The organism is Pseudomonas sp. AL 58 (assembly GCF_036348395.1).
In the GTDB taxonomy this organism is placed as follows: domain Bacteria; phylum Pseudomonadota; class Gammaproteobacteria; order Pseudomonadales; family Pseudomonadaceae; genus Aquipseudomonas; species Aquipseudomonas defluvii.
The window spans coordinates 1-539 of sequence record NZ_JAZBQR010000075.1; the positions used below are offsets into that span (position 1 = coordinate 1).

1 protein-coding gene is annotated in these 539 nt (G+C 61.8%); it reads left to right on the forward strand.

What is annotated here, in order from left to right:
• Positions 1-120 precede the first annotated feature (120 nt).
• Positions 121-539 (forward strand): phage baseplate assembly protein (locus tag UIA24_RS23120; protein WP_442963074.1); only part of this gene is annotated, 419 nt, incomplete at its 3' end.

Below are 539 nucleotides of genomic sequence, written 5' to 3' on the forward strand. Positions count from 1 at the left end.
GTGCTGGCCTATCAGTGCTTTGGCGACGCATCCCGCGCCGCTGAAATCGTTACGCGTAACAAAGTGCCGCACCCGGGGTTCCTGCCTGTCGGGGTGCTGCACATCGCCCAGGAGTAACCCATGGACCCGTTAAACGCTGTCACGCTGCGCGTGAACGGCCTGGATTATCGCGGCTGGAAGAAAGCCAGCATCAGTGCCGGCATCGAGCGACAGACCCGAGATTTTTCGCTGGATGTGACGTGGCGCTGGCCGGATCAGGCTGAGGAAATTCCGGTAAGGCAGGGCGACTTCTGCGAGGTGTTGATAGGTGATGACCTGGTGCTGACGGGCTGGGTCTTTGCTACCCCGGTGAACTACGACAGCAAGACGGTGAGCCGGGCAATCAGCGGGCGTTCGCTGACGGCTGATCTGGTCGACTGCTCGGCGATCAATCAGCCCGGGCAGTGGCGTGGCCAGAGTGTGCAGCAGATCGTTCAGAGCCTGGCCGAGCCCTACGGGGTCAAGGTGCTGAGCCAGGTGGCCGAGACTACCAAATTGGC